This window comes from Amycolatopsis sp. WAC 01375, assembly GCF_003947325.1.
GTDB lineage: Bacteria > Actinomycetota > Actinomycetes > Mycobacteriales > Pseudonocardiaceae > Amycolatopsis.
Window position 1 is genome coordinate 422,695 of record NZ_QHHW01000024.1, and the last position, 22,348, is coordinate 445,042.

At 68.6% G+C, this 22,348-nt stretch carries 24 protein-coding genes; 9 read left to right on the plus strand and 15 right to left on the minus strand.

Annotated elements, in window-relative coordinates:
• Positions 1 to 6: 6 nt before the first annotated feature.
• The 4 genes from ppk2 to DL991_RS13970 form a co-directional block, all read right to left on the minus strand.
• Complete coding sequence (gene ppk2 / locus DL991_RS13955) at positions 7 to 1,002, minus strand: polyphosphate kinase 2 (RefSeq protein ID WP_233598840.1); 996 nt, start codon at positions 1,000 to 1,002, stop codon at positions 7 to 9.
• A 10-nt stretch (positions 1,003 to 1,012) separates the two neighbouring features.
• Positions 1,013 to 1,468: a flavodoxin family protein gene (locus tag DL991_RS13960; RefSeq protein ID WP_125784687.1), complete on the minus strand. Its 456-nt coding sequence runs from the start codon at positions 1,466 to 1,468 to the stop codon at positions 1,013 to 1,015.
• A gap of 74 nt (positions 1,469 to 1,542) precedes the next feature.
• Positions 1,543 to 2,433 carry a serine hydrolase gene (locus DL991_RS13965; protein ID WP_125784689.1) on the minus strand — a complete coding sequence of 297 codons (891 nt, stop codon included), beginning with the start codon at positions 2,431 to 2,433 and terminating at the stop codon, positions 1,543 to 1,545.
• Positions 2,430 to 3,311 (minus strand): LysR family transcriptional regulator, encoded by an 882-nt coding sequence (locus tag DL991_RS13970; protein WP_125784691.1) that lies wholly within the window; start codon positions 3,309 to 3,311, stop codon positions 2,430 to 2,432. Before DL991_RS13970 ends, DL991_RS13965 begins: the two co-directional genes overlap by 4 nt.
• A gap of 101 nt (positions 3,312 to 3,412) precedes the next feature.
• Between DL991_RS13970 and bla the strand changes: the two genes are divergently transcribed.
• Positions 3,413 to 4,303 (plus strand): class A beta-lactamase, encoded by an 891-nt coding sequence (gene bla, locus DL991_RS13975; protein ID WP_125784693.1) that lies wholly within the window; start codon positions 3,413 to 3,415, stop codon positions 4,301 to 4,303.
• Positions 4,304 to 4,356: 53 nt separating this feature from the next.
• Here bla and DL991_RS13980 read toward each other — a convergent pair whose 3' ends face one another.
• The 3 genes from DL991_RS13980 to DL991_RS13990 all read right to left on the minus strand — a co-directional run bounded on the left by DL991_RS13980 (position 4,357) and on the right by DL991_RS13990 (position 7,342).
• Entirely contained in the window at positions 4,357 to 6,231 is a 1,875-nt protein-coding gene (locus DL991_RS13980; RefSeq protein ID WP_199746654.1) for a Calx-beta domain-containing protein, read from the minus strand.
• Between the two features lie 343 nt (positions 6,232 to 6,574).
• A complete protein-coding gene (locus DL991_RS13985) occupies positions 6,575 to 6,796 on the minus strand; it encodes a hypothetical protein (protein ID WP_125784695.1) in 222 nt (73 codons plus the stop codon).
• A 69-nt stretch (positions 6,797 to 6,865) separates the two neighbouring features.
• Positions 6,866 to 7,342: a MarR family winged helix-turn-helix transcriptional regulator gene (locus tag DL991_RS13990; protein ID WP_125784697.1), complete on the minus strand. Its 477-nt coding sequence runs from the start codon at positions 7,340 to 7,342 to the stop codon at positions 6,866 to 6,868.
• A 92-nt stretch (positions 7,343 to 7,434) separates the two neighbouring features.
• On the opposite strand from DL991_RS13990, the gene DL991_RS13995 reads away from it, so the two are divergent.
• Both DL991_RS13995 and DL991_RS14000 read left to right on the plus strand, forming a co-directional pair.
• Positions 7,435 to 7,860: a RidA family protein gene (locus tag DL991_RS13995; protein ID WP_125784698.1), complete on the plus strand. Its 426-nt coding sequence runs from the start codon at positions 7,435 to 7,437 to the stop codon at positions 7,858 to 7,860.
• 76 nt (positions 7,861 to 7,936) lie between these two features.
• Positions 7,937 to 8,332 carry an ATP-binding protein gene (locus tag DL991_RS14000; protein WP_125784699.1) on the plus strand — a complete coding sequence of 132 codons (396 nt, stop codon included), beginning with the start codon at positions 7,937 to 7,939 and terminating at the stop codon, positions 8,330 to 8,332.
• 19 nt (positions 8,333 to 8,351) lie between these two features.
• Here the strand turns inward: DL991_RS14000 and DL991_RS14005 are convergent, their stop codons facing one another.
• Together DL991_RS14005 and DL991_RS14010 are read right to left on the minus strand one after the other, a co-directional pair.
• Positions 8,352 to 9,281, minus strand: coding sequence for an alpha/beta fold hydrolase (locus DL991_RS14005; protein ID WP_125784700.1), 930 nt, complete (start codon positions 9,279 to 9,281; stop codon positions 8,352 to 8,354).
• A gap of 95 nt (positions 9,282 to 9,376) precedes the next feature.
• The gene (locus tag DL991_RS14010; protein ID WP_125784701.1) at positions 9,377 to 10,279 is read right to left on the minus strand and encodes an NmrA family NAD(P)-binding protein; all 903 of its coding nucleotides are present in this window, start codon (positions 10,277 to 10,279) and stop codon (positions 9,377 to 9,379) included.
• A 97-nt stretch (positions 10,280 to 10,376) separates the two neighbouring features.
• Here DL991_RS14010 and DL991_RS14015 point away from each other — a divergent pair, with 97 nt between their 5' ends.
• On the plus strand, positions 10,377 to 10,931 hold the full coding sequence (locus tag DL991_RS14015) for a TetR/AcrR family transcriptional regulator (protein ID WP_125784702.1): 555 nt from the start codon (positions 10,377 to 10,379) through the stop codon (positions 10,929 to 10,931).
• A gap of 44 nt (positions 10,932 to 10,975) precedes the next feature.
• Here DL991_RS14015 and DL991_RS14020 read toward each other — a convergent pair whose 3' ends face one another.
• On the minus strand, positions 10,976 to 14,662 hold the full coding sequence (locus DL991_RS14020) for a CARDB domain-containing protein (protein ID WP_125784771.1): 3,687 nt from the start codon (positions 14,660 to 14,662) through the stop codon (positions 10,976 to 10,978).
• Between the two features lie 292 nt (positions 14,663 to 14,954).
• Here DL991_RS14020 and DL991_RS14025 point away from each other — a divergent pair, with 292 nt between their 5' ends.
• The 4 genes from DL991_RS14025 (at position 14,955) to DL991_RS42930 (ending at position 17,790) form a co-directional block, all read left to right on the plus strand.
• Positions 14,955 to 15,299, plus strand: a complete 345-nt coding sequence (locus DL991_RS14025; protein WP_125784703.1) for a hypothetical protein — start codon at positions 14,955 to 14,957, stop codon at positions 15,297 to 15,299.
• A 597-nt stretch (positions 15,300 to 15,896) separates the two neighbouring features.
• Positions 15,897 to 16,550 (plus strand): trypsin-like serine protease, encoded by a 654-nt coding sequence (locus DL991_RS14030; RefSeq protein ID WP_125784704.1) that lies wholly within the window; start codon positions 15,897 to 15,899, stop codon positions 16,548 to 16,550.
• Positions 16,551 to 16,552: 2 nt separating this feature from the next.
• A complete protein-coding gene (locus tag DL991_RS14035; protein ID WP_125784705.1) occupies positions 16,553 to 17,539 on the plus strand; it encodes a helix-turn-helix domain-containing protein in 987 nt (328 codons plus the stop codon).
• Positions 17,540 to 17,646: 107 nt separating this feature from the next.
• Positions 17,647 to 17,790, plus strand: a complete 144-nt coding sequence (locus DL991_RS42930) for a hypothetical protein (protein WP_199746653.1) — start codon at positions 17,647 to 17,649, stop codon at positions 17,788 to 17,790.
• Here the strand turns inward: DL991_RS42930 and DL991_RS14040 are convergent.
• The 3 genes from DL991_RS14040 to DL991_RS14050 all read right to left on the minus strand — a co-directional run bounded on the left by DL991_RS14040 (position 17,780) and on the right by DL991_RS14050 (position 19,865).
• Positions 17,780 to 18,010 carry a hypothetical protein gene (locus tag DL991_RS14040; RefSeq protein WP_125784706.1) on the minus strand — a complete coding sequence of 77 codons (231 nt, stop codon included), beginning with the start codon at positions 18,008 to 18,010 and terminating at the stop codon, positions 17,780 to 17,782. The two genes, DL991_RS42930 and DL991_RS14040, sit on opposite strands and share 11 nt — an antisense overlap.
• 55 nt (positions 18,011 to 18,065) lie before the next feature.
• Positions 18,066 to 18,818, minus strand: coding sequence for a trypsin-like serine protease (locus DL991_RS14045; RefSeq protein ID WP_125784707.1), 753 nt, complete (start codon positions 18,816 to 18,818; stop codon positions 18,066 to 18,068).
• A gap of 75 nt (positions 18,819 to 18,893) precedes the next feature.
• Complete coding sequence (locus DL991_RS14050) at positions 18,894 to 19,865, minus strand: LysR family transcriptional regulator (protein WP_125784708.1); 972 nt, start codon at positions 19,863 to 19,865, stop codon at positions 18,894 to 18,896.
• A 94-nt stretch (positions 19,866 to 19,959) separates the two neighbouring features.
• On the opposite strand from DL991_RS14050, the gene DL991_RS14055 reads away from it, so the two are divergent.
• Complete coding sequence (locus DL991_RS14055) at positions 19,960 to 20,922, plus strand: M64 family metallopeptidase (RefSeq protein WP_125784709.1); 963 nt, start codon at positions 19,960 to 19,962, stop codon at positions 20,920 to 20,922.
• A 6-nt stretch (positions 20,923 to 20,928) separates the two neighbouring features.
• Here DL991_RS14055 and DL991_RS14060 read toward each other — a convergent pair whose 3' ends face one another.
• Together DL991_RS14060 and DL991_RS14065 are read right to left on the minus strand one after the other, a co-directional pair.
• On the minus strand, positions 20,929 to 21,393 hold the full coding sequence (locus DL991_RS14060) for an SRPBCC family protein (RefSeq protein ID WP_125784710.1): 465 nt from the start codon (positions 21,391 to 21,393) through the stop codon (positions 20,929 to 20,931).
• 59 nt (positions 21,394 to 21,452) lie between these two features.
• Positions 21,453 to 22,343 (minus strand): AraC family transcriptional regulator, encoded by an 891-nt coding sequence (locus tag DL991_RS14065; RefSeq protein WP_125784711.1) that lies wholly within the window; start codon positions 22,341 to 22,343, stop codon positions 21,453 to 21,455.
• Positions 22,344 to 22,348: the final 5 nt, after the last annotated feature.

Below are 22,348 nucleotides of genomic sequence, written 5' to 3' on the forward strand. Positions count from 1 at the left end.
CTTCCGTCACGGATGCAGGCCGGGTCCGTGATCGGGCTCCTGCGACGGCGCGATCGGGGTCGGGCTGAGCGACGCGTCGTCCTCCCCCTCCTCCAGCAGGGTCGCCGCGGCACCGACCACTTTCAGATCCGGCTCGCCGACGGCGTCCTCGTCCTTGTCCGCGTAGTCCACGCGAGCGAGGACGCTGCGCATCGCCTCGACGCGCGCTCGTTTCTTGTCGTTGCTCTTGACCACCGTCCACGGCGCGACCTCCGTGTCGGTGGACCGGAACATCGCGACCTTCGCTTCGGTGTAGGCGTCCCAGCGGTCGAGCGACCTGATGTCGTTGGGACTCAGTTTCCATTGGCGCACCGGGTCGACCTGCCGGATGAGGAACCGGGTGCGCTGCTCGGATTTCGACACCGAGAACCAGAGTTTGACCAGGATGATCCCGTCTTCGACGAGCATCTGCTCTAACGTCGGCGCCTGCCGCATGAAGCGCTCGTACTGTTCGTCCGTGCAGTACCCCATCACCCGTTCCACGCCGGCGCGGTTGTACCAGGATCGGTCGAACAGCACGATCTCGCCCTCGGTGGGCAGGTGGTCGACGTAGCGCTGGAAGTACCACTCCCCCTGTTCTCGCTCGGTGGGTTTGCTCAGCGCCACCACCCTCGCGCCGCGCGGGTTGAGGTGCTCGGTGAACCGTTTGATGGTTCCACCCTTGCCCGCCGCGTCGCGTCCTTCGAACAGGATCACCATGCGGCCGCCGGTGTCCTTGATCCAGTACTGCATTTTCAGCAGTTCGATCTGCAGCGACCGTTTCACGACGTCGTATTCCTCGCGCGACATTCGCGTCGTGTACGGGTAGTTCTCCCGCCAGGTGTCGATCGGCGATCCGTCGGGGCGGAGCAGGACCGGATCGTCGGCATCGTCGTAGTCGACGACGAGACGCTGGTCCCTCAGTTCCGGGAAGTACGAGTGGCCTGGCACGCGCCGCTGATACCCACGCCGGACGGCGCGCAAACGCGGCGCGTCAACCGCCGAGCCCTTCGGCGAACCGTCGCGCCGCTTCGAGATCGGCCGTGCCGGGCCGGTTCTTGCCGATACCGCCGACGAGCTTGAACGGCAGCCAGGTGTCGAAACCCCGGCACGAGAACGTGCCAACCACCTCGAATCCCTTGCGGCCGAGCAACCGCGCCAGACGACGGGTGTAGCGCCGGAATCGCGGTTCGGGCAACCCGCTCGTGGTGAACACGAACGCCTTCCGCCGCTGCTTCGACGGCAGTTCCTCGACGAACCGCCGCAGGCGCGGATGGAAGTCCATGCCGAAGATCCCCGAGCCGAAACCCACGAGGTCACAGGAATCAAGGTCGGCCGGATCGATCTCGTCGGGGCTGACGACGCGGGCGCCGAGCACCCCCGCCAGCACCTCCGCGATCCGTGCCGTGTTGCCGTGGGACACCGAAACGCACACGATGACGACCTTCATGCCGATCCTCCACTTCGCCGGTTCTTTCTCCTCAGAACCGGGCAGCGGGGAGAACTGTGACAACGGGTGCTGTGTCATCCCTCACGCAGGTGATCGCGCAACGCCCGCGCAACGCGGGCCATCAGCACTTCGGCCTCCGGCTGGATCGCCGCCGGAACCCGGGATCCGGTCAGCGCGGCGATCGCGTACATCCCGCCGTCGGCGTGTTCGACCACCCCGACTTCGTGCCGCAGGTTCAGTACGGTGCCCGTCTTCGACGACCATTTCGTGGCGTCGGAGACGAAATCGGGGCTCAGCCGCTGACGCAGCAGGTTGAGTCCCATGAGCTCGCGCACCCGCGCCGCCACCTCTCCGTCCACTTTGGACGGCTTCCAGAGCGCTTCGAGCAGGTCCACGAACGCACGGGCCGAACCGGAACTGGCACGCGTGACGTCGAGCTGCGGAACGGGATGGCCTTGCCCGGCGGTGCCCGCGTTGATCGCGAGCGCGTGCGCGAGGTGGACGTCGGTGGGGTCGAACCGTTCGGCGGGGGTGTCGCTGAGGTCCGCGGCCGGATGCCGGGCGGTGATCCCGGAAACGCCCCATTCGCGCGTCATCCGGGTGACCTCGGCGGGCGGTGTCAGCGCGAAGAGCGTGTCCGCCGCGGTCTCGTCACTGATGGCCATGCACAGATAGAGCAGGTCGTCGATCGCCACCCTGGCCGGATGCCGGAACCGGGTCAGCCCGGTCGGTCCCGGCGCGGTGGCCCGCCCCGGCTGGACGTCGATCCGCACCGAACCGTCCAGTTCGCCCCGGCGGATCCGCTCCAGGGTCGCCGCGGCGAGCGGGATCTTCACCAGCGACGCGCTCGGGAACTCCAGGTCGGGGTCGATGCCGATCTCGTATCCTGTCCGCAGATCCCGCACCAGAAAGGAACCGCGCAGGCCGCCATCGTCCAGTTCGGCGCGCAGCGTTTCGGTGTTCATGTCGTCTCCTCCGCGCCGAGACATCGAGCGATGTCCGGCCACAATCGTGCCCGGAGCCGCTGCGCGTCCTCGCCGAGCCCCGCCGAGACCTCGAATCCGCGCGCGAGCCGGATCTCGCCGAGCGGCCGCCAGGCCAAGCCGAGTTCGGCCGCCTGTGCGGGCGAGCACAACAACAGATCGTCCGAACCGAACACGGCCGCCGCGGCCGCGGTGAGCGAATCGGCGACGGACACCTGCGCCGGCCGCAGTCCCACCGAGTCGCGGATCCGGAACAGGCGGTCGCGGATATGCGGCACGTCGTCCTCTGGCTGGATCCAGACCCGGCGTGGTGTGCGGCCGGAGCGGCCGACCCGAAGCGTTTCCAGATGCAGGGCGCCCACCCGTGGCTTCCCTCTGCCCGCCAGGCCGAGCGGCACCTTCCACCCGCCCTCTTCGGCGGGGACGACCGTGAGCGCCGCGCGGACCTCCTGCGTGCGCACGAGTTCCGCCCGCTCCCTCGGCGGGGCCTGCCGGAATTCCAGGAAGACGTCGAGCGTTCGCGCCGCCGCGTCGAGTTCGGCGAGCTCGCGGACGGTGCAGGTTTCCGGCATCGCCAGCCGAAGCGGCCGCAGTTTGGCGCGTTGCGCGTCGTGTTCCATGGCGTCGGCCAGCGTGACCAGTCGTTTCGCCGACGGGAGCATGTCACGGCCGAACGGGGTGAGCCGGGCGCGCCGGGTGGAGCGGTCGAACAGCCGCTCGCCGAAATGCCGCTCCAGCGCGGCGATCCGGCGGCTCGCCACCGGTTGGGGAATGCGGGCGATCGCCGCTCCCGCGGTGAAGGTGCCGGCCTCACTCACGCTCACGAACGCCCGGCAACTGCCGATCAGGTCCACGACCACATACTATGCGGATTACGCATGGAAGTGGTCATTTGTGTCTTGGACAGCATGACCGGCGCTGGACAGACTGCGGACATCGAACGATCTTGAAAGGAATCACCGTGTCCGTCACTTCTCGCCGCTGGGCCGCCCTGCTGGCGCTCTCGGTCGTGCCACTCGCCGCGTGCTCCACCCCCGCTCCCGCGCAGCCGCCCGCCGCCACTCCGGCCGTTTCGGTCGACCGAGCCGACTTCGAACAGCTCGAACGTGCTTTCGGCGCCCGTCTCGGGGTGTACGCGGTGGACACCGCGAACGGCCGCGAAGTCGCCTTCCGCGCCGACGAACGGTTCGCCTACGCCTCGACGCACAAGGTGTTCAGTGCCGGCGGCGTTCTGCAGCGGACGTCAATCGCCGACCTGGACCGCACGGTGACCTACGGCCAAAAGGACGTGGTCGTCAATTCGCCGGTCACGGAGAAGCACGTCGGCACGGGCTTGCCGCTGCGCGCCGTCATGGACGCGACCCTCCGGTACAGCGACAACACCGGCGGCAACCTGCTCTTCCGTGAACTCGGCGGCCCCGAAGGACTCAACGCGGTGCTGCGCGGCATCGGCGACACCACGAGCCACGCCGACCGGATCGAACCCGAACTCAACGACACCGCGCCCGGCGACCCTCGGGACACCAGCACGCCCCGCGCGCTCGCGGTGAGCCTGCGCGCCTTCGCCCTCGGCGACGCCCTCCCCGAGGACAAACGCAAGATCCTGGTCGACATGATGCGCGCCAGCACCACCGGCGACCAGAACATCCGGGCAGGCGTCCCCGGCTGGCCGGTCGCCGACAAGACCGGAACGGCGTCCTACGGGACGCGCAACGACATCGGGGTCGTGTGGCCGCCGAACCGGGCGCCGATCGTCATCTCGATCCTGACCGACCGGTCCGGCAAGGACGCGAAGATCGACAACAAACTCCTCGCGCAAGCCACCGCGGCCGTGGTCAAAGCCCTCCCCTGACCGAGCCCGCCGGGACGGACGAGGATCCGTCCGTCCCGGCGGGACTCACCGGCTCAGCGACGGCAGGGGTTGCCCGCCGGATGCGCCGAGGTTCCGTGCACGTCGGCCTGGGACTCCGCGAGCACGATCTTCGCGAGGGCGGTGTCCAGTGCCACGGCCTGCTGCTTCACCACGCCGTTCGCCACGGTCTGGCCGTTGAGCTTCAGCGAGCCGATGACCAGCGGAATGGTCAGCGGCGCCGAGCCCACCGTGATCGACTCACCGTTGATCTTCAACGAGGCGACGTTCGAACTGCCCGCCAGCACCGGGGCGAGCCCGCCCGGCGACGGCTGGCAGGTCGCGGTCGCCTGCGACTGGATCACGCCGAGTTCGACGGTCAGCCCGAGCGTGCTGATCACCGTCTTGTCGATCCTGGCCGACGCCAGCGCGCGATCGCCCGCGGCCGGGGCCGCCGACTGGTCGTCCGGCGTGAGATCGGTCGACGCGGTCAGCACCTTGGTGTCGACCTTGATCAGGCCGGCGTTGAGCGTCGCGGCGGCGACGGTGCTGCTGTCGTCGGCACAAGGCAGGTTCGCCGGGTTGGCCCGCGCCGCGGTCACCCCGAGGACGTTGGCCGCGGTGCCGGTGCAGGAGAAGACGCCGTCACGGTCGTCGTCGACGATCGTGCCGACCCCGGTCGCGTCGATGAGACCGGCGCCCGACGGGGCCGACAGGTTCACCGTGAACGTCTCGTTCAGCTCGTCGACGGTGTCCGGGTTGACCAGGACCGTCACCGGTCTGGTCGTCTGTCCCGGTGCGAACGTGACAGTCCCGTTCGCCGCCGCGTAGTCGGCGGGCGCCGTCGCGGTGCCGTTCGCTGTCGCGTACTGGACCGTCACCGGATTCGGGCTGGGACCGCCGAGCAGCGACACCGTGAACGTCGCCGGTACCTGCGCTCCCCCGGAGCCTTCGTTGACCGTCACGTCGTCGATGCTCAACCCGAGCACGCGCACGGTCGTGGTCTCGATGTACCCGCGCGACACACCGTCGACCTGGTAGTCGACGACGCACTGGTAGGTGCCGGGAGCGGCCCCTGCCGACGCCGTGATCGTCTCGGTGAACGTGGCGACGTCGCCGCTGGCCACCTTGACGCTGCCCGGGTCGTTGGTGACCGTGAGCTGCGGGTCGCAGCTGGTCACCTTCGGGGTCACGGTGACCTCGATGGACTTGATGCCGTCCAGGATGGCCTGGGAGACCTGACCGGCCGGGACGTTGTTCAGCAGTACACCGCCCGTGGCCGAGGTGATGGCGGTGGCCTGTCCCGTGGCGTCGAGGTTGCCGACGTTGACGGCGACCACGCGGATCTTCGCCGCCTGCAACGCCGCGATGGTCTGGGCCAGCGTGTGTCCGCCGCTCGGATCGTGCGAGGGCGCGTCACCGAACCAGGCGATGATGCGGGTGCCATCCGGCCGGAAGGCGACCGCGCCGGAGGCCAGCTGATAGAGAGCGTTCAGGTTCGCCTCCGGCGTGTCCCCGCCGCCCGATGCCGCCCACTGGTTGATCCCCGCCTGCACCGCGGCCGTGTCCCCGGTGATGCCCTGGTTGACCTTGAACGGCACCGAATCGGTGAAGTCCTTGTACTCGGCGACGCCGAACTGCGCGGTCGGCTGGGCGGCGAGCACGTCACCGGTGATGGCGCCGGCGTTCGACCGTACGTTGCCGATCGGCCCGCCCATACTGCCCGTGGTGTCCGCGAGCAGGACGAGGTCGGGATTCGGCGGCACCGCCGAGGTCGTCACGTTCTTGGTCACGGTCGTGCTCTGCCCCGCGTCGAGGGTGAGGTCGACCGTGGCGGGGTCGACTCCCGGCGGGGCCGCGGCGGCGACCGCGGTGGACGCGAGCACCGCCGTGACGGCGGTCAGAACGACGAACAATGGTCTTCGCGACATGGACTTCCCTTTCGAGACCCGGCCGGAGCCGGAATTCCTGTGGGCTTCCTGGAACGACGGAAAGATCCGCATTTCGTTAACGCGAGCCCCGAACGCTCCATGTCAAGACGCTCAACGGGCTGTTACCGCGAATCCGGCCTACGCGGACAATGCCCGCGTTACGCCGACAAGCTGAAACTTTCCGGCTTCTCTCACTCTTCCGCATGAGAGAAGCCGGAAAGTCAAGTGTCTTCCGTGATCACGTCGCCGGACGAAAGCCGATTCCGCCCGGATTTCACGACGGAACAATCACCGAATGTCGTAACGTCGCCTGCTGATCGATACCCCGCCGAGACCTGAGGTTTCAGTACGAACACCGGATCTCCGCGTCATCGAGGCCGACGGTCGCCCCACCGTTGACCGGATCGGCGTAAATGGCGGCGGAGCAGTTCGATCGGTTCGACGGGAAACTGCTGAACGATTCGGCGATCCGCATCGTGGAACAGCCGTGGCAGGCGAAGAGCAGGCCGTTGTTTCCGTACGGATTCGATTCGTAACCGTCGGCCCAATGGGGCGTCACTGGCATGCGCCTTCTTGAACACGAGAGTTCCCCCCTTCGTGTTCGCGCGCACCATCGACCGCCTCGAAGTGAGACCTAGGCGAGATCGACCGGCCGTGTCCGCAATTTGGCGGCGATGCGGGCCAGCGCCTGCTGATCTTCCGCGGTCAAGGGGTCGAGGACGAGATCCCGCACCGAACGGACGTGCGTGGGCGCCGCCGCGGCCACGACTTCGTAGCCGTCGTCCGTGAGCACGGCGAGGGTGTACCGGCCGTCACTCGGGTCAGGGGTCCGCTCCACCCACCCTCGCTGCTCGAAGCGTTTGACCACATTGGACAGGCGCGAGAGCGAGCCGTTCGCGAGGTAGGCCAGTTCGCTCATCCGCAGTCGTCGCTCCGGGGCTTCGGAAATGTGACTGAGGGTCAGATATTCGAACAGCGTCAGCCCGGCGTCATGCTGTAACGGCGACTCCAGCCGCCCTGGCAGCAGGAGGACCAAAGAGACCAGCCCGGTCCAGGCCTCCTTTTCGGCAGGGGTCAGCCACAGTGCTTCGTCCGGGTCCGGGGTGGCCATGGCGGAACCTTACCCAGAACCAGACGACTTCACACGTGAAGTCAAATCGTGCTACGTTGACTTCAAGCGTGAAGTCAACGAGAGGATCCACCATGACCCAGCCGGAGTTCTTCGCCACTCCCGGATACGGCGACCGGCAACTCGCCGAGATGCGCTACAGCCAGGCGGTGCGCGTCGGCGATCGCATCGAGATCTCGGGACAAGGAGGCTGGGACGACGACTTGAACTTCCCCTCGGACCTGGAGGAGGAAATCGTCCGGGCCTTCGAGAACGTCGAGCGGACCCTCGCCACCGCCGGCGCGACCTGGCGCGATGTGATCACCGTGAACTCGTACCACGTCCCGGAGACGCCGGGTTTCATCGGCGAGGTCCACAACCGCGTGATGGTCGAGCAGTTCCGCGAGCGCATGGGCGACCGCGCGCCGATCTGGACGGAGATCGGCGTCCCCGCCCTCGGCGCGCCGAAGATGCGGGTCGAGATCAGGGTCACCGCGATCGCCGGACCATCCCGCGTGTGAACGCCACTCTCCTTGGGTATCCCGAGACTGCACCCATGCTCTTGGCCAAGCTGGGAAACCCGCTAAGGAGACACGCGTGGGTATCACGGGAACACGGCAGGCTTACGAATTCCCCGCCGGCATCGCCCCGCCGCTGGGAAAGGTAAGGGCCTGGCTGCGAGAGCAGCTCGGCGAGGTCGGCCGCACCACCATCGCGGACACCGAACTGCTGACCACCGAACTGGTCACCAACGCGCACGAACACGCGAACGGCGTCTGCGAACTCAGGGTCTCCCTGCCCTCGGACAGGGACGTCGTCCGCGTGGAAGTCGACGACCACCGCCCGCTCCTGCGGCCGCGCCGCGTGACCGAACGGGATCCGACAAGCCCCCGTGGGCGAGGGTTGGCGCTGGTCGAGGCGATCAGCGCGCAGTGGGGCGTGAACACCGGCACCGAATACAAAACGGTGTGGGCCGAGATCCCGATGCTCTGACGAACCGGATCACCTTGCTTCAATCCTTCGCCTCGACCCGGCCGAGCGGATCCGGCGCCGCGGCCAGCTCCTCGCACGCCACCCGCCAGGCGCTGTCTCCCGGGTAAAGCTCGGAGCGAAGGTACGCCCAGGTGAGGCGCTGCACCGCGGCCACACGCTCGGGGTTCTCGTCCGTCGTCTCGGCGACGTCGTAGCCGGACACCCCGCCGAGCCCATGCTCCGCGTCGACCAGGGTGAGGAGCGTCTTGCGGCCCGGCGAAAGGAAGTACGGGTCGGTATGCCATTCCGGACCGCGAACCGTCAGATGGGTCGAGGCGTCCTTCTCCCCCGCGACGACGAGCGCGGGCGTCGTCATCGCGGAGAAGTCGGTGCTGAGGAAGAACGCGTAGTTCTCGGCCACGAATTCGGTGACGGCGTCGCCACCGCGGCCGGGTGCGGCGAGCAGGACACCGGCCGAGATCCGGGACTCGGCGAGGTCGATCTCCTCACCGCCGCGGGGATCGGTGTACCGCGCGCCCAGCAGAAGGCTCGCGGTGTGCCCGCCCATCGAGTGCCCGGCCACGGCGATCCTGGCCCGATCCAGCCGACCACGCAGGAAGGGGACGACGTCCTCGATCTCGTCGAGCCGGTCGAGGATCCGGATCATGTCCTCGGCCCTGGATCGTTGGTACAGCGGCGCTTCCGGGTCGCCGGACGGCAGGTTCAGTGTCCGCGAGCTCAGGTGCGTGGGCTGAATGACGACGAAGCCGTGCGCCGCCCAGTAGTTCACGAGCGGGGCGTAGCCGTTCAGCGACGAGAGATGGTTCGACGGGCCCTGACCGTGCGACAGCAGGATGACCGGCAACTCGCTTCCGGTCGTCGGCGCGGAGAGCCGCAGCCGCAGGTCCACGGCCCGATCCGGCGTCGGAAGGACCACCGGGGCGATCGAGAGGACAGGTGTGGCGCTCATGGTGAGTCTTGCCCTTTGCGTGACGGCGCCGCAATAAGCGGAGCGCTGTTCCACAAACATACGGAGCAGCGTTCCGCTTTGTCAAACGATCACCTCTACGCGAGGTACTTCCGTGCCCAGGCGGCGAAGTCGGTGAGCGGAACGCCGAGCTCTCGCGCGTATCGCGGCCGCCCCGGCTGGCCGACCACGTTCAGCCACTCGTGCGAGGCGCCCATCGGCGGCATCCCGGCCGCGACCGCCTGCTCCACGGTCATGTCCGGGGCGGGCAGCCGCGTGCCCAGCACATCGGAAAGGACCTCGGCGATCTCCGCCATGGTCAGGAAGTCGCTCGCGAGCTCGAGTTCGACGCCAGAGAACCGCTCCGGTTCGGCGATGGCCGCGGCGGCCGCGGTGCCGATGTCGTCGACGGCGGCCAGCGAGAGGGAAGTCGACGGCTTGATGACGCTCACCAGGCCGCCGCCGACCCCGCGCGGGAACAGGAACTTCATGTCGGGCAGGAAGTTCTCCATGAAGAAGCCCGGCTTGAGCAGGGTCCACCGCGGAAAGCCCGCCTCGCGGAGACGGTCCTGGATCGCCGCCTTGGCGCCCAGCGTGGGCTCCATCGAACTCCAGCGCCCTTCGGCCCATCCGTCCGCGTCCACGTGCTGACCGGCTCCCGAAACCGAGGTGTGCACGAACTGAGGCACGCCGGCCGCTTTCGCGGCTTCGATGAGATTGACGCCTTGAGTCACCTCCCCGACGAAATCGAACCCTTCCGCGCTCACGCCGGGCATCTGCACCGAGAAGACGGCGCGGGCCCCCTTGGCCGCCCGGATCACGGAATCGATGTCGTGCAGATCGCCGACGACGAGTTCGGCGCCGAGCGCCTCGACGGCCTTCGCCTTGGCCGGGTCACGCACCAGCGCGCGGACGGGAACACCGGCGGCGAGCAGGGCACGGGCGGTCGCACCGCCCTGCCTGCCGGTGGCGCCGGTGACCAAAACGGGTGCTGAGGACATGTTCGCTCCTTCGGAAAGCTAAGTGGCGGGGCCCGCCACTTATCGTCCGCTACCATATGGCGGGGCCCGCCACTTACGCAAACGCCGAGGTGAAGACATGTCCGACGGCCAACGCGCCGACGCACGGCGCAATTACGCGCGTATCCTCGCGGTGGCCGAGGAGGAGGTGGCGGCCCACGGCTCCAGCGCCTCCTTGGAGCAGATCGCGCGCACCGCCAACGTCGGCTCGGCGACCGTCCGCCGCCACTTCCCCACCCGCCGGGCCCTGCTGGAAGCGGTCTCCGCGAAACGGATCGCGGCGCTGTGCGCCCGCGCCGCCGAACTGACCGGCGAGGGCGACAGCCGGAAGGCACTCCTGACCTGGCTCGACGAGGTCGTCACCTACTGCGTCGCCGCCCGTGGCCTGGCGGCCGCACTCGCCTACGACGGCCCGACCCACGAGAACTCCTGTTCCGCCGCCATCGAGGACGCCGGAAGCCCGCTGCTCCGTCAAGCCGCCCAGGACGGCGTGGTGGCGCCGGAGGTCACCGTCGCGGATCTGATCACGATGATCGTCGGCATCGTCCTGGCGACCGAGCACCACCCGGATCCGGCCGCACAGGCGAACCGGCTGTTCCGGCTGGCCGTGGCGGGTTTGAGCCCCCGGACGTGAAAGAGGCCGGAGCGGTCGCCCGCTCCGGCCTCTGACGGCTTTCTCTACCTCGTACCGCGGCGGCCCGAGGAGACCACCGCCGGCACCGGTCCGCCGTTGATCACGAACTGCGATCCCGGCTCACGGACGACGTCGCCGCCCGCCGAATTCGTGATCGTCACGTTCGTCAAGGTCGCGCTGCCGCGGGCGCCGCTCATCGCGAGGATGCCTGCCCCGTTGTTCGACTTGTCGATCTTCACGTTCGTGACGGCCGCGGTCACGACTCCGCCACCCGTCTTGAACTGGATACCGTCGTAGGTCGAGTCGTGGATCTCCGTATCCCGCACCACGACCCCGGGAATGTCCTTGCCCTGCGCGAAGAACGTGATCGCGCCGAACTCCTGCTGCTCGCCCCAGAACACGCCGCCGCAGCGGTACAGGGCGTTGTTCGCGATGAGCGTCTGCCCGGAGAACGGCAGCGGATCGTGATCGGTCGCCAGCATGATGCCCGGATAGTTCATCGTGTCGTGGACGACGTTGTTCTCGATCTTGTTGCCGTAGCCGCCGTAGATCGCGATCCCGTTGGCACGCCAGGGAAGCTGGATCGTGTTGTTGGCGAACACGTTGTCGTGCGCGATGTCCTGCGACGGGTCCTTCACGTACTGGTTCGCCCACACCGCGAGCGAGTCGTCACCGGTGGTGCGGAACGACGAGTTGAACACCTTCGAGTTCCGGGTGCCGTTGGTGAAGTTGATGCCGTCGGCATAGGTGTTCCGGATCCGCATACCGCTGAACTCGAGGCCGTCGCCCGGGCCCCAGAGTGCCGGGAGGTTGGTGTAGTCCCGGCCGACCCACGCACCCACGTTGGCGTGCTCGATCCACACGTTCGAGATCTTCGTGCCGGTGCCGAACCGGCCGTTGAGACCGACGCCGCCTTCCGCGCCGCCGTCGCCGCCGCGGATCCGGCCGGAACCGAAGATGGCGATGTCGGAGATCTGCGTGTTCTTGTCGATGTCGAACCCGAAATTGCCTTCGTGCGGATGGTTGATGCCACCCGCGTTCTGCGGCTCCGTCAGCGAGTACAGCTGCGAATGCCACATTCCGGCGCCGCGGATCGTCACGTTGGAGATGCCGATCTGGTTGTACTGGCCGCCGCCGTTGGGCACGTTCGGGTCGTCGGTCAGGATCTTCTTCTCCTGCCGCCACTGCCCCGCCGGGATCCAGACACAGCCGATCACGCCGTTCTGGTCGTCGGTCACCGCGCGCTGGACCGCCGCCGAATCGTCGTTCCCGTCGTTCGGCACCGCGCCGTACTCCGTGATCGACGTGCAGTTCGCGGGCTTCGCCGACGCCGGGGCGACCTGCTCCAGATCGATGAGGTCGACGATGTAGAACGCCGCGTTGTCACCGCTGTCCCGCTGCAGCTTGAACTTCGTGCCCGGCGGATACGACTGCGACAGCAGCGCGTGCGACTCGTCGAACAGCCGCCGGGCGTTGGCCTGCGGGGTGTTGGTCAGGCCTTCGGGATCGTCGGTGCTGCCGTAGAGCCAGCTGTGTTTGGACGACAGCGTCAGTTTCTGCGCGAACGTCCCGTCGACGTACAGGCTGATCGTCGCGTCCTGTCCACCACCGCCGGGAGCGTCGGGGATGGAGTTGCGCACGACGATCGAGTTCGCCTGGTTCGCCGACGTGAACTCCACGTACTGACCCTGATTCGCCAGCCGCACGGATTCGCGGCCGGAGGACTCGGTCGCGAAGTTCGTGTGGCCGAAGGTGCGCAGCGGATCCGCCACCAGCAGTTCTCCTTGGTACTGCGCGGTTTCCGCCTCGTACTCGACGTACGGGACCGCCGCGCCGCGGCCAACCACGATCGCCCGCGAGAGGGCGTTGTTGGCCTCGTTGGTCTCCGTGACCGTGCCGGTCGCGTCGGCCGTCGCGGTCAGGGTCGCGCCTCCGTCCGCGGCGGTCCACGTGCCCGAGATCGCGACGTTCGCGGTGGCTCCCGCCTCGATCGCGCCGGTGGCGCCGGTCAGCGTGGTGCCGCCGACGGCCAGCCGGGTCACCGAGGCGCCCGCGTCGCTCGTGCCGCGGTTGTGCACCGCGACGGCGAACGACACCGCCGAACCGGCCGACGGGTTCGGCGGGTTCGAGGTGATGCCGGCGACCTCGAGGTCGGGACCCGGCGACTGCGCGACGACCAGCGGCGTCGGCGAGGTGTAGGTGTTGTCGGTTTCGTTCTGCTCGGCCACTGAGCCTGCCGGGTCGACGGTGGCGGCCACGGTATACGTGCCCTGCGGCCGCGTCCCCGCGTCGACCGTCACCGTGGTGGACGCGCCTGCCGCGAGAGCACCGACCGCCGCTTCGCCGACGACGGTGCCGCCGAGGGCGGCGTTCACGGTCGTCGCGCCCGCGTTCGCGGTGCCGATGTTCTTCACCGTCGCCGACACGGCGACCTTGCTGGTCTCCGTCGGGTCGGCGGGCGTCCAGCCCGTGCCCGTGACGACCAGGTTCGGATTCGGCGCCGGAGTGCCGATCACCTGGAACTCCGCGACCTGGCCGCCTGGCGCACCGGAGTTGGCGAAGAACTGCAAGCGCACGTCCGACGCACGCCCGCTGACCGGGACGACCACCGAGTTCTGGTTGGTGGCCGGGTCGAAGCGGTGATCCGCCCGCGCCGACAGGGCGGTGAACGCGGTGGCGCCCTGCGCGCGGCCGAGAATCTCGAAGTTCTGCGTCCGCGCGCCCCAGATCGCGTCCGGATTGAGTTTCACCACGACCGAGTCGACGTCCGCGTCGGTCCCGAGCTTCACCGTCAGCGAGTTCGGATAGCCCGCGGCGGATTCCCAGTACGTCGCGGTGTTGTTGTCGTTGGCGTTGGCGGGAACGAACGAGTGGACCGCCGAGGTGGCCTCGATCGGTTTGCCCGCCGCCAGGTTCGCGCCCGCGCTCGTCCCGGAGCGCACGACGTGGTTGCTGTCGCCGGATTCGTTGCCTGCCGCGTCCTTGGCGCGCACGAAATACTCGACCCGCGTCCCGGTGGGCCTGGCCTCGGTGAAGGTGGTGCCGGTGATCGAGGTGACCGGCGTGCCGTCGCGGTAGACGGTGTAGCCGGTGACCCCGACGTTGTCGGCCGAGGCCGCCCAGCTCAGCCGGATCTGCCCGGCGGCGGGCTCGGTCAGCGCGAGGTTCGCGGGCGCGCTCGGCGCCTGCGTGTCACCGGTGTCCGGCCCGTACAGCTCGAACTCCGCGAGCTGCGCGGCCGGCCATCGCGTGTTCGCGGTGACTTGCAGACGCACGTAGCGGGCCGACGCGGTCATCGGGATCGTGACCGTGTTCGAGCCGGGGGTGAACGTGTAGCCGACCGGCGCGGCGAGGTCGGTGAACGCCGCGCCGTCGGTGCTCCCGCGCACGGCCAGCGTCTGTGTCCGGGATTCCCAGCCCGACGGCAGTTTCAGCACGATCCGCGAGAGGGTTTTGGCCGTGCCGAGGTCGGCCTGGATCCACTGCGGGAACGCGTTGTTGGCGGATTCCCAGTAGCTCTCCTGATTTCCGTCGACGGCGTTCGCCACGGGGTAACCCGGCAGCGCGCTGCTCGCCGACACCGTGCGGGTCAACGGCACCTCGGCGAGCGCGGCGGGGCCTGGTGGGGCGGCGGGATCGGGAGGTGGCCCGCTCGCGGCGGAAGCGAGGGAGAGTCCGGCGACGGAAAGCCCCGTGACCAGGAAACCGGCGATGAGCCGGGACAGGCGCATACGTGTCATGGCGTCTTCTCTTCTTTGAGACGGCGGGGAGGGAGCCAGAGCCGTACGAGCATGCAACAAACCGGGGACAGGATGCAAGAAGTTGACACGTTTCAGAAATTTTGCGACTACCCACCTTGCGGGCTGGCCTGATGGGCCAGTCAGGTGTGCTATTCAGCCCACGAGCGTTCACCGGTTCTGGGCTTATTTCTTATGCAACAACGGAATGTGAGTTGCGTGTTCCGCTGACTCGGAGTACGGCTGTACACTCAAATCAGGCAATCCGCGTGGAGGTCGATTCCTGATGGACGTGACGAAAACCCTGAAGTCCGCGCTCACCGGGACGACAAGCGAGTCGAGGTCCGCCGTCCGGGAGCTGCGACGGGAGACCGAGGACCTCGTGGCCCGACGAGCGGGCAGGACGGCGAACCGGCTGACCGAACTCGGCGAGCACCTCGCCGATCTGGTCCTGGTCTCCGGGAGCAGGCTCGCGGGACTCGCCGATCGGCACAGCAAGCCCGTGGGCGAGGGCGTGCGACGGGAAGCGGGCCGGATCGGCGATTCGGTGGAGCGGCTGTCCGCCACGCTTTCGGACCGGGCCATTCTCCTCGCCGAGGAACTACTCGATCCCAAGCCCCGTCGTCGATGACCGCGAGGTCCGTGAAGGCCTCCTTGAGGGACCCGTATTTGAAAACCTGACGATGAGCGTCTCGACTGTGCTGTTCGAGATGGCCGCGTGGGGTGAGTGTGGAGGATTCGGGACGTTCACTGTCCCGAATCCTCCACACTCACCAGCTCATCGCCCGTAGTCTTGATCAACGGAGGATCGGGGACGTTGAGTGTCCTCGATCCTCCGTTGATCAAGACTGCCCTTCATCCCGACCCGGCCCTGAGGCCTTCACGGAACTACGGCAAGCCTTGAGACGCTGGTGAAGCGTCGCCGTAGCTCGTTCGGTGCGCCCAATGTGGCATTGGGGACGCTCAGCGACCCCAATGCCACATTGGGCGCACCTGGCCCAGGCCCCAGCCGCCTTCCGTGACACATCGGTGCCATCGGCACTACCGTGCCGAAAGCCCAGGTCCGGTGCGGCCTTATCCCGTCTTTAGTCGCTATCGACCGCCGTATCCGCCTGCCTAGCATGGGAAAACCGGTAACGGATCCGGCCGGGCGATCCCTGGTGATCCGCCGCGGCCGTGAACGGGTGATCCGTCGCTTTCCCCGATTCCCCTGCATTGGAAGGCACCCATGCGCATCCGAGTTCTCCTCACCGCCCTGCTGTGCGCGGCCGGGCTCACGACGGTCGCTCCGGCCGTCGGCGCCGCCCCCATCATCGACGGCGAATACGCCCAATCCGGCCCGTGGGCGGCCATGATCGAACAGAACGGCCGGCAGTGGTGCTCCGGTTCGATCATCGGCGCCCGCTGGGTGCTCACCGCCGAGCACTGCGTCGACGAGCCTGGCGCCGAATACTCGGTCCGGGTGGGCGATGTGGACCACCAGGCCGGGACGTACGCCGTGGTGGCCGACATCTACACGCCGTCCAGCGGCGCCGACATCGCGCTGCTGCGGCTCGACCGCTCGGTGAGCACGACCTATGCGTCCCTTGGCACCTCCGTCGCCGTCGGAGACACCGAATACGTTTATGGCTGGGGTTACAACGAAGACGGCGACCTGCAGCGCTACCTCAAGGTCGCCCGGATGACGGTGACCAGTGTCGGGAATGGACTGATCAAGGCACGCCGGGGCAACGGACTGACCAACGGCGGCGACTCGGGCGGGCCGGTTTTCGTCGGTGGCAAGCAGGTCGGCGTGCACATCGCCGGCAACAAGGTGGACAGCTCGACGCACACCGCGATCTCGGCGAACCGCACCTGGATCCGCAACACTTCGGGCATCTAAGCGTGTCCTCGGACGGGCTCGCCGCACAGCTGATCAGACTCGGCGTCGGCGAGACCGCCGCCCGGACCTATCTCCAGATGCTCGAGTCCGCGCCCGTCACCGCCGAGGGCCTGGTCTGCCGGGAGGACGACGCGGAGACGGTCCGGCTGGCACTGGAAGAGCTGGCCGACGCCGGACTCGCCGTGCCGTCCGGAGTGGACGGGGCCGAGTTCCTCCCCGCGAACCCGAGCGAAGCGCTGACGGCGCTGACCACGCGGCGGCAAGCCGAGCTGCACGACGCGCGGCTCGCGGTCCAGACCGCGTATCGCGTCTTCCGCCGGGCGCATTCGGGGATGCCGAACGCGCAGGACCTGTTCGAAGTGGTCACCGGCGACGCCATCATCCCCCGGCTGCGGCAGCTCGCGACCACGGTGCGGCATCAGGTGCGCCGTCTCGATTCCCCGCCCTACTTCACCGGTGGCCGCCGGAATCTGCTGGAGGAGGAGCAACTGCGGCGCGGGATCACCTACCGCTGCGTCTACAGTGGAGCGTCGTTCGGCAATCCCGGTTATCTCGCCGAGAACATCCTGCCGTGCCTTCGGGCGGGCGAACAGGCACGCCTCCTGCCTGAGCTCCCGGTGAAACTGACGCTCTTCGACGACCGTGCGGCCACCATCGCCTTGACCATCCGCGAGGCCGATCGCAACCAGTCCATCGTCGTCGTGCGCCCGTGCAGCCTCTTCTCCGCGCTGGAGGGACTGTTCGAAACGTCCTGGGCCGCGGCGCTCCCGCTCGACCGGCAAGGACGAATGGCCGAGCAGCCGATCCGGCCGATCGAGCGGCAGCTGCTGATCCTGCTCGCCGCCGGGCTCAAGGACGACGAGATCGCCGCCTCGCTCGGCGTCAGCAGGCGCACCCTGTTCCGCTACCTCGAAACCCTGATGGATCGGGCGGGCGTCTCCAGCAGGTTTCAGCTGGGGGTGTTCGCCGCCCACAACGGCTGGCTCTGACGACCCACGCGAGCAGTCCTCACCCGGATGGGGTCACCCGGGCAGCTCATCCCCGCTGCGAAGAACGCGCGGACGGCGGAAGGTGATCTTGAAGGGAGGGCGGCACCATGGGCAATCACCGACAGCACCACCGTCCGCACCACGGCACCGCGTCGCTCCGGATCGCCACCGCCGGTCTGCGGGTGTTCGCGGTCGTCGTCGCGGTCGCGGCCTGCGCCTGGCTCGCGCTCTGGCTCGCGTTCACCCTCTGAGTCCCGCCGGTCCCGGCTGGGCTTCCGGCGGGCTCTCGGGTTCCGGGACCGGGCGGTCCGGCCCCGGATCGGGGAGCCGTTCGGGCACCCCGGGGTCCGGGACCGGCTCTGGCCTGCCAGGGTCCGGCACCGGTTCGGGGATCCCGGGTTCGGGCATCCCGGGATCCGGCGGCATGGGGTCCGGCGGCGCCGGAGGCGCGGTCATTCGAGCACTCGTCATCGCACTACCTCCTGCTCACGCCACTACCCGATCCGCCACCGGCCAAAACGGCCCGCTAGCCCGTGTGAGTGACGATCCAGTCCGCGATGACGTCCGCGCGAGAGGTCGTCTCGATCCCGGCGTGCGGGCAATTCGGCCCGGTGGCCTCCAGCGAGACCAAGACGCCGCTCTTGCCTCCCGGGACGAAGTACGGCGCGCCCGAGTCGTAGGTGCAGGCGCTGGTCGTGATCGAGGGCGCCGCACCGCGGACACCGATCGTCGCCGGGGCCACCGTCGCCACCTGGACGGTGCCTTGCTGCATCCGGGTCGCGGGAGCGGGATTCGTGGCGGTCAAACTGCCCCAGCCCGCCAACGTCAGCTGCTGGCCGATCTTCGGCAGCACCCGGTTCACCGTCAGCGGGGTCACGGTGGTCACCGGGGTGTCCAGCTTGATGAGGGCGACGTCGTTTTCCTTCGCCTGCAGCACTTCGGTCGCCTTGCGGGCCACGCCTGATTCGGTCGCTTCGTCGACAAGGCCCAGCGTCACCATCGTCGGATACGGCACCTTGCCCGCGACCCGCTTGCGGTGCGCGTCGTGGAAGCAGTGCCCGGTGGTGACGACCCAGCCGGGTGCGATCAGCGCACCCGTGCAGTAGCTGTTGTAGGTCGAGCCGTCCGGGCGGGGGATCTTCGTCATCGCGATCTTCGCGACGAACCCGAACTGCCCGAGTGGGACATCGGTGCCGTGGGCGACGTCCGGCGCGGCAAGCGCGGCCGGAGCGGTGGTGATGGTCAGGACAGCAGCGGCCAGCAGGGCGCGCAGACGCAATTTCTTACCCTTCGTCGATGAGGTGATCCGAGGCTAGGACCCACTGCCCGACAAGGGGAATTCCCCGACCAGGTGTCACCCGATGGCACGCCGTGCGACTGGTTCACCGCGGCGGGCTAGCCAGTGGCGATAGGTGAGGCTGCTTTCGGTGTCGGACCGGTAAGCCGCCTCGGCCGCGGCGATCAAGGCATCGCTGTTCCCGCCGAAGGCACCGTCGACACTCCAGGCGATCAGATATCGCATCCACAACGGATCTCCCGTCAGCGCGCGGATCGCGATTCCCGGCGAGGCGGGAAAGGTGACCTGACAAGGAGAAATCGCCCGGCCCGCCGCGATCAGGCGTTGCAGTGGCCGCAGTTCCGTGCTCCGGTGCGCGACCTTCGGCCGGAATCCGGCCCGCGCACAGGCTTCCTCGAAGCACTCCGGCCAGCCTGCCCCGTCGGACGGTCCGAGCACCCATCGTTCCCCGGCGAGATCGGCGAGGTCGATCTCGCCGTGCCGGGTGGCCGGATGGTCCGCGGCGATCGCCACGAACACCGGTTGCGTGGCGATCGGCCGCGAGACCGCACCCGGCGCGGACGGCAGGACGTGCCCGGGATAGTCGGCGACGACGGCGGCGTCGAGCTGTCCGCAGGCCACGAGATCCAGCAGCCGCGACGGCGAGAACTCGGTGGTCACCGAAACCGCTTGCCCCCGGCCGGAATCGCCGAGCCGGTCCGCCAGTTCGACGACCATCGATCCGCCGATCCCACCCAGCGCGACAGGGCGTTCTTCGCCTTCCGCCAGCCAGCGTCCCGCGTCCCGGTGCATCGTGTCCGCCGCGGCGAGGACCGCCCGCGCGCGGCCGAGCACGCATTCGCCGAACGCCGTCGGGAAGACGCCGTCCCGCCCACGGACGAACAGGGTTCCGCCGAACGCGCGCTCGATCCGTTGCACGGCGGCGGTCAGCGCGGGCTGGGTGCTCCCGATCGCGATCGCCGCGCGCGTGATGCTGCCCGCGTCGGCGACGGCGCACACCACGCGCAGGTGACGTAACTCGACGTCCATCACGCGGACCTTATGGCCACTTGGGATGTGCCGGAAGCCGTCGAAAGTCGGGATCGTTTTTCGTACTCCCCCAACCTCCCCGCAAGGAGTACGCATGCGACGCGCCTGTCTCGTGTTCGCGCTGACCGCCACCCTCGCCGCCGCACTCGTTCCCGCGACGGCGTCGGCGGCTCCCCGGTTCACGACGTCGATGGAGGCCTTCGAACCAGGAGGAACCATCACCCGGGTGGACGTCACCCGGCCCGCTTCGGACAGAACCGCCGCGCCGCAGCAGATCGCGAGCGCCGCCGCGGTGACCCCGATCGAGACCAACGGCCCGAGCGAGACCACCTTCGATCTGGTCTTCGTCGGTGACGGCTACACCTCGACCCAGCTGGGCACGTACTCGCAGCACGTCCGCTCCAGCATCGCGGCGCTGTTCGCCATCGAGCCTTACAAGAGCTACCGCAAGCAGTTCAACCTCTGGCAGGTCGACGTGGTGTCACCCCAGTCCGGCATCACCAACGACCCGACGCAGGGGATCCGGCGCAACACCGCGCTGGGCTCGTACTTCTGGTGCGGCGGCATCGAACGGCTGTTGTGCGTCAACGAAACCAAGGCGAACCAGTACGCCGCGGCCGCGCCGGACGTCGATCAGGTCATCATGCTGGCGAACACCACGAAGTACGGCGGCGCCGGCGGCGGGGTCGCGACCTCCTCGGGCGGCAACATCCAGGCCAGTCAGATCGTCGCCCACGAACTCGGGCACTCCATCGGCGGGCTCGCCGACGAATACGACTACGGCACCTGCGATGCCCGCGAACCCCGGGAGCCCAACGCTTCCGCGCTCACGGCCGCGCAGATGCGGGACCGCCGCGCCAAGTGGTACACCTGGCTCGGCAAGCCCTCCCCCGACGGCGGCACGGTCGGCGCCTTCGAAGGATCCCGCTACTGCAAGACCGGGATGTACCGCCCCAGCGTGAACTCACTGATGCGCACTCTCGGGCAGCCCTTCAACCCGCCGAGTACCGAAGCGATGATCGCGGGCTTCCACCGCGAAGCCGCTCATCGGCACTGATCCTCGTCATGGCCTCTCGGCCGGGCCGCCGGCGTGGTCGGCGAGCCCGGTCGCCATGTCCCGCATGAAGCGGCGGAGGTACCACCGGAAGATCCACGCGTTTCCCTTGCCCACGCGATACGTTCCGTGCCAACGGATCCGCGTTCCCCCGCCGGGCATTTCGCTCAACTCGACCGAGGCCCGGTAATCGATCATCACCGGGACGTCCGCCCCCTCATAGGCGAACCGGCGTTCGGGGTCGAGGGCGGTGATCCGCTCCTTGGTGACCGTCTTGCCGGTGCGGAAGGCGCGGACCGCACCGACACCGTCGCGGCCGTCGGCGGAAAGTCCTTGCGACGCGGCGACTTCCAGTGACCCCACCCGTGACCAGACCGGCCAGCTGCGGGCGTCCAGCAACAGTGCCCACACCGCGTCGGGCGGCGCGGGCGATTCGGCGGTGACGTCGTACGACTGCGTTCCAGAACTACTCACCCGGCTCACCCTAGGAACGGGCGGCCGGGGTCACCATGTGCGGGATTGCGGGGCGGTGATCAGGAATTGCGGTAGTCCGAGGGGCGCGATCCGGTGTGCCGCAGGAAAGCCGCCGACAAGGCGCCGGGAGTGGCGAATCCGCATCTCTCCGCGATCCGCGCGATCGGAAGATCGGTGACGCGCAGCAGCCTTCGCGCCTCCTCGATACGGAGCCCGCCGAGAAACCGATGCGGTGTCTCGCCGGTCTTCTCCTTGAAGACCCGGATGAAGTGGTAGACGCTGAGATGCACTTCTCCGGCGATTTCGGCGACGCTGAGCGGGTCGCCCAGCCGGTCACGCATCATCACGACGGCGGCGCGGACCCGTTCGTCCTCCCGGCCGGCACTCGGCGGGTCCGGTTTCCGCGCGTGGCGCGTGAGCAGGTGCACGGTGAGGAAGGCGGCCGCGGATTCGGCGTAGAGGTCGTCGTTCTCCCTCGCGTTCCCGACCGCCCGGACCAGCTCGTCGAGCAACGGATCTCCGCCGGCCACGGACGCCGCCATCGCCTCGTGGTCCACCGCACGTCCGCCCAGCCGCGCGGCGACCGATTCCACCGTGGGGCCCGGGAGGTGCACCTGCAGGCTGCGCATCGACTCGTCCCCGCGGTAGCGGCGCAGGACCGGCCTGCGGGGAACGGCGAGTTCGAGCCGCCCCGGCCCCCAGTGGTGGCGGTTCCACCGGCCTTCGCCGCGGGTCTCCATCACCGCCCGCCCCGAAAGCGGCAGAACCAGATGCAGATCCGCGACGGCGGGCAGCCGCAGGTCCTCGGCGACCGGAACGTGCTCGAACCGCTGGACGAGCAGCGACTCCCAGCCGGAATCCTCCCAGCTGCAATAGGTCCGCCGGACATAACGGGACATGTCGAACCCGGTGTACGGCTGAAGGTCGAATCGCTCGGAATCGAACACCACGGTTT

Bases quoted from the DNA above. Each gene is read 5' to 3' on its own strand.
- DL991_RS13960 (WP_125784687.1), bottom strand. From the start codon at position 1,468: ATGAAGGTCGTCATCGTGTGCGTTTCGGTGTCCCACGGCAACACGGCA.
- DL991_RS13965 (WP_125784689.1), bottom strand. From the start codon at position 2,433: ATGAACACCGAAACGCTGCGCGCCGAACTGGACGATGGCGGCCTGCGC.
- DL991_RS13980 (WP_199746654.1), bottom strand. From the start codon at position 6,231: ATGTCGCGAAGACCATTGTTCGTCGTTCTGACCGCCGTCACGGCGGTG.
- DL991_RS13985 (WP_125784695.1), bottom strand. From the start codon at position 6,796: ATGCCAGTGACGCCCCATTGGGCCGACGGTTACGAATCGAATCCGTAC.
- DL991_RS13990 (WP_125784697.1), bottom strand. From the start codon at position 7,342: ATGGCCACCCCGGACCCGGACGAAGCACTGTGGCTGACCCCTGCCGAA.
- DL991_RS13995 (WP_125784698.1), top strand. From the start codon at position 7,435: ATGACCCAGCCGGAGTTCTTCGCCACTCCCGGATACGGCGACCGGCAA.
- DL991_RS14005 (WP_125784700.1), bottom strand. From the start codon at position 9,281: ATGAGCGCCACACCTGTCCTCTCGATCGCCCCGGTGGTCCTTCCGACG.
- DL991_RS14010 (WP_125784701.1), bottom strand. From the start codon at position 10,279: ATGTCCTCAGCACCCGTTTTGGTCACCGGCGCCACCGGCAGGCAGGGC.
- DL991_RS14015 (WP_125784702.1), top strand. From the start codon at position 10,377: ATGTCCGACGGCCAACGCGCCGACGCACGGCGCAATTACGCGCGTATC.
- DL991_RS14020 (WP_125784771.1), bottom strand. From the start codon at position 14,662: ATGCGCCTGTCCCGGCTCATCGCCGGTTTCCTGGTCACGGGGCTTTCC.
- DL991_RS14025 (WP_125784703.1), top strand. From the start codon at position 14,955: ATGGACGTGACGAAAACCCTGAAGTCCGCGCTCACCGGGACGACAAGC.
- DL991_RS14030 (WP_125784704.1), top strand. From the start codon at position 15,897: ATGCGCATCCGAGTTCTCCTCACCGCCCTGCTGTGCGCGGCCGGGCTC.
- DL991_RS42930 (WP_199746653.1), top strand. From the start codon at position 17,647: ATGGGCAATCACCGACAGCACCACCGTCCGCACCACGGCACCGCGTCG.
- DL991_RS14040 (WP_125784706.1), bottom strand. From the start codon at position 18,010: ATGACGAGTGCTCGAATGACCGCGCCTCCGGCGCCGCCGGACCCCATG.
- DL991_RS14050 (WP_125784708.1), bottom strand. From the start codon at position 19,865: ATGGACGTCGAGTTACGTCACCTGCGCGTGGTGTGCGCCGTCGCCGAC.
- DL991_RS14055 (WP_125784709.1), top strand. From the start codon at position 19,960: ATGCGACGCGCCTGTCTCGTGTTCGCGCTGACCGCCACCCTCGCCGCC.